This is a genomic window from Levilactobacillus paucivorans (assembly GCF_001437125.1).
In the GTDB taxonomy this organism is placed as follows: Bacteria; Bacillota; Bacilli; order Lactobacillales; family Lactobacillaceae; genus Levilactobacillus; species Levilactobacillus paucivorans.
This window is the reverse complement of sequence record NZ_JQCA01000045.1, coordinates 1-3,796: the sequence shown is the minus strand read 5'-3', so window position 1 is coordinate 3,796 and position 3,796 is coordinate 1. Positions and strand designations below refer to the sequence as shown.

Here is a 3,796-nt window from a genome sequence, read left to right as displayed (position 1 = left end):
TGGCCATGGGCCATTCTTTATTTAATTAGTGTTGCACTTAAAGTGTAAATTCAAGTCCTAAAACAGTTCTTCCAGATGAATTTGAGTATGTAGACTTAGAAAGCGTTGTAGGGACTGAAATGATCTCGCATAGAACTGAATCTAAAGATCAAGCACCTTCAAGGGCACAGCGTCTTGCACAAAAAGGCGATGTGTTTTATCAGACGGTTCGCCCATATCAAATGAATAACTATTTATATGATTTGCCTTATGATAACTATGTTTTCTCAACTGGTTATGCTCAAATGCGTCCTAACATTGATAGCTATTTTTTATTAAATAGTGTTCAAAACAAGCAATTTGTTCAACATGTTTTAGATAGAAGTACAGGGACTAGTTATCCAGCGATTAATTCAAGTGATTTATCAAATATTGAAATTCATGTACCGTCCAAACTTTCAGAACAACAAAAAATAGGGGCATTTTTCCAAAGTATAGACGACACTATCGCTCTTCATCAGCGTAAGTTAGATTTGCTTAAGGAACAGAAAAAAGGCTACTTGCAAAAAATGTTTCCAAAAAATGGCGCAAAAGTTCCTGAATCGCGATTTGCAGGGTTTGCTGACGATTGGGAACAGCGTAAGTTGGGTGCTATCACAGACTCTTTTTCTGGTGGAACTCCGACCGCAGGGAAAGCTGAATACTATGGCGGTGAAATTCCGTTTATCCGTTCGGGTGAAATCTCATCAGATTCAACAGAGCTTTTTATCACAGATGCTGGGTTAAATAACTCGTCAGCAAAGATGGTAGGGATCGGTGATATTCTTTATGCTCTATATGGCGCAACCAGTGGTGAAACGAGTATTTCAAGAATTAACGGGGCAATTAACCAAGCTATACTAGCTATCCGTCCAACTAAAGGTGACGATCCTTACATGATTGTTCAGTGGCTAAAAAAACAAAAAGAAACCATCATCTCAACTTATCTACAAGGTGGCCAAGGGAATTTATCCGGCTCAATTGTTAAAGACTTACTGATAACTTTGCCAAAAAACAAAGACGAGCAAGCTAAAGTGGGTTCATTTTTCAAAAAACTTGACCAAACCATCACTCTTCAACAACGTAAGTTAGATTTGTTGAAAGAACAGAAAAAAGGCTTTTTACAAAAGATGTTTGTTTAGGGTCTAGAATTAATAAGTGATGGGGTATTGTGGAACTGATGGTCAGGCAATAACTACGCAAGCAACTAGAGACGGTGGAATTGATGGAGTTATCCAACAAGATGCATTAGGGCTACAAAATATATACATCCAGGTTAAAAGATACGCTAAATCAAATTCTGTAGGTTCTAGAACCATCCAAAGTTTTAGTGGAGCACTTCAGGAAAGAAGTGCAGGAAATAGTAATAGTGGTGTCTTTATAACTACTTCATCCTACACTCAAGATGCTTTAATATCCGCTAAACGTCTACATATAAAAGTTATTGACGGTGAACAATTGGCTAAACTAATAATTAAATATAAGGTTGGTATAAAAACCATCAATCAATTTCCAATTTATGAGATTAATAAAGACGACTTTTAATTCCCACCATTTCCATCAGGGTAATTTATAAGGAGAAAAGCTATGGATGACTTAAAAACCATAATAAGTAAAACTCTCAATCAATATCAAAATGCTAAACAAACATCTTTTAAAAATAATCGGTTAGCTAATTATTTTAGAACAGAACCCAAACGATATATAGAATCATATATAAAGCGGACAGGTTTTCATTTTAATTATGATATTAAGTCTTCTGTAGGGAATGGACGATGGGCAATTATTCCGTGGATTGTTTTATTCGATACTGATATATCAACTTCAGCAACTGAGGGTATCGATATTGCATATCTTTTTGCTGAGGATATGTCTAAGGTTTATCTTAGTCTGGCACAAGGATGGACATATTATCATAATGAATTTGGTACTAAAATAGGGCAAACTAAAATTAAAGCCGTTTCAAACTATTGGCGCAAGAATCTAAAACTAACCTCGAACACCTTTAATACTAAGGAAATCCATTTAATTAACCCATTAAAACGATATAGAACATCATTGCCACGAGGTTATGAACTAGGCAATATTATGAGTGTTGAGTATAATGCTAACAACCTTCCAGATAATCAAAAAATGGAAGATGATCTTGCGCTTATGATTCAAAGCTTAGAAGAACTAAAAAGTAAGCTTATTAATACTAAGGATATTGATTTAAGTAATAAATATATTCTTTCGAAATCAGTAATTACCAATAAACATAAAAATAACGAATACAAAAAAACACCTACTAAATGTGATTATGATCAACAGTCAAAATCTAATAAAATAACAGGCTTAAAGGGGGAGCGATATGTTGTAGAATATGAAAAGAGTCAGCTTCAAGGAAACAAGAAACTTCAATCAAAGGTTGAACAAGTCTCTGTTACTCAGGGAGATGGTTTAGGGTATGACATTCTTTCCTTTAATCCCGATGGTTCTGAAAAGCATATTGAAGTTAAAACAACTACTGATTCAGAGAATATACCGTTTTATATTTCTCAAAATGAACGCCAATACGCTAAAGAGGATAATTCATCATATTGGCTATATCGTGTTTACGATATTAATAGGGAAGCAAAATTAGAGAAGTATCATGGCAATCTAGAACAATATTTTAGTTTTGAACCAACTGATTATCTTGCTTTGAAGAAAGAAAATTAGAACTTACAGGGTCCATTTCTATCAAATAGCCCCTCGAAAACATTGTTAAAATAGCCCCCAATATCTATAATGTAGACATTGGGGGCTATTTTTTGTTTTTATCAATAAATAACATCTGCTTTTTAAAAAAATTGTTGGACCTTTGTACTAATCGAACTAATTTCTTGCTGAGATAAAGTGGCCACAACTTCGCCATCTGATCGTTTTGTTGGATCGACAGCACGGACATGTTGCAATAACGCTGTCCCGTGAATTTTCCCGTTATCTATCCTGATAAATAACGGCGATTTAGCATACTTTTCTTGGGTACGATATTTGTCAGAGGTACTGATTGGCACAACTAGCACCGTATTAAAATAGCGATTATAGTGATCGTTGCTGACAACTAAACACGGTCGCTTTTTCTTAGTTTCAGTGCCTTTAGCCGGATCTAAATTAATCCATAAAATCGCTCCTTGTTTTAATTTCATTAATCAAAGTCTTCGCTTTCTACGTCTTTACCCCAATCAACTTCTATCGTACTGAGATTTCCAAACTTTTTTTCTTGTTCATCAACAAGTTGCCATAGATCCGGTTTACTACGAACAATCATTACTTTACCATTTGGTTCAATCTGCCATTCAATTGTGTCAGTAGACCGAACTTTTAACAGTTCACGTACTGTTTTAGGAATTGTAATCTGATTTTTACTTGTGATCTTCGAGCTAACCTTAGTTACATTACCTGCACTCACAATATCATCTCCTTACTTTTTCCTTACAAAAATAATAACATAACTGCTTTAATATCTCAAGAAAAGGAGAAAAGACTATGCAACAAGTTGTCTTACCAATCAAAGATTCAAATATTCTCAAGGAAGTTCAAGATACGTTACTCAATAATTTTAAAGCTGGCCGTCGTAACTATACAATTTTTCAAGTTGGTAAAGCTACGCTACTAAGAGTCAGTGACGTCATGTGCCTAAAACAAACCGATATCTTTAATCCGGACGGTTCCATTAAACAAAATGCGTTTATTCATGAGGCAAATTACAAGTTTAATCCGAACAAGCCCGGAATCTTTCAATGGCAGTCTGTTG

5 protein-coding genes and 1 pseudogene are annotated in these 3,796 nt (G+C 34.8%); 4 read left to right on the top strand and 2 right to left on the bottom strand.

The genetic code is table 11. From position 1 onward, the window contains the following. Positions 1-119 precede the first annotated feature (119 nt). The 3 genes from IV54_RS11485 to IV54_RS04725 are packed head-to-tail and all read left to right on the top strand — an operon-like array spanning position 120 to position 2,718. Positions 120-1,160, top strand: a complete 1,041-nt coding sequence (locus IV54_RS11485) for a restriction endonuclease subunit S (RefSeq protein WP_083488508.1) — start codon at positions 120-122, stop codon at positions 1,158-1,160. 19 nt (positions 1,161-1,179) lie between these two features. After that, entirely contained in the window at positions 1,180-1,563 is a 384-nt protein-coding gene (locus tag IV54_RS04730) for a restriction endonuclease (RefSeq protein ID WP_057878255.1), read from the top strand. A gap of 42 nt (positions 1,564-1,605) precedes the next feature. Beyond that, positions 1,606-2,718 (top strand): MrcB family domain-containing protein, encoded by a 1,113-nt coding sequence (locus tag IV54_RS04725; protein WP_057878254.1) that lies wholly within the window; start codon positions 1,606-1,608, stop codon positions 2,716-2,718. Positions 2,719-2,840: 122 nt separating this feature from the next. Here the strand turns inward: IV54_RS04725 and IV54_RS04720 are convergent, their stop codons facing one another. Both IV54_RS04720 and IV54_RS04715 read right to left on the bottom strand, forming a co-directional pair. Continuing rightward, positions 2,841-3,188: a type II toxin-antitoxin system PemK/MazF family toxin gene (locus IV54_RS04720; protein WP_024002471.1), complete on the bottom strand. Its 348-nt coding sequence runs from the start codon at positions 3,186-3,188 to the stop codon at positions 2,841-2,843. Further along, on the bottom strand, positions 3,188-3,451 hold the full coding sequence (locus IV54_RS04715; RefSeq protein ID WP_057878253.1) for a type II toxin-antitoxin system PrlF family antitoxin: 264 nt from the start codon (positions 3,449-3,451) through the stop codon (positions 3,188-3,190). The genes IV54_RS04720 and IV54_RS04715 overlap by 1 nt, the downstream gene beginning before the upstream one ends. A gap of 77 nt (positions 3,452-3,528) precedes the next feature. Here IV54_RS04715 and IV54_RS04710 point away from each other — a divergent pair. After that, positions 3,529-3,796, top strand: a pseudogene (locus IV54_RS04710) (hypothetical protein); the annotation flags it as partial.

What these genes read in the sequence shown, in the direction of transcription:
- IV54_RS11485 (WP_083488508.1), top strand. Translation starts at nt 120, where the DNA reads ATGATCTCGCATAGAACTGAATCTAAAGATCAAGCACCTTCAAGGGCA.
- IV54_RS04730 (WP_057878255.1), top strand. Translation starts at nt 1,180, where the DNA reads ATGGGGTATTGTGGAACTGATGGTCAGGCAATAACTACGCAAGCAACT.
- IV54_RS04725 (WP_057878254.1), top strand. Translation starts at nt 1,606, where the DNA reads ATGGATGACTTAAAAACCATAATAAGTAAAACTCTCAATCAATATCAA.
- IV54_RS04720 (WP_024002471.1), bottom strand. Translation starts at nt 3,188, where the DNA reads ATGAAATTAAAACAAGGAGCGATTTTATGGATTAATTTAGATCCGGCT.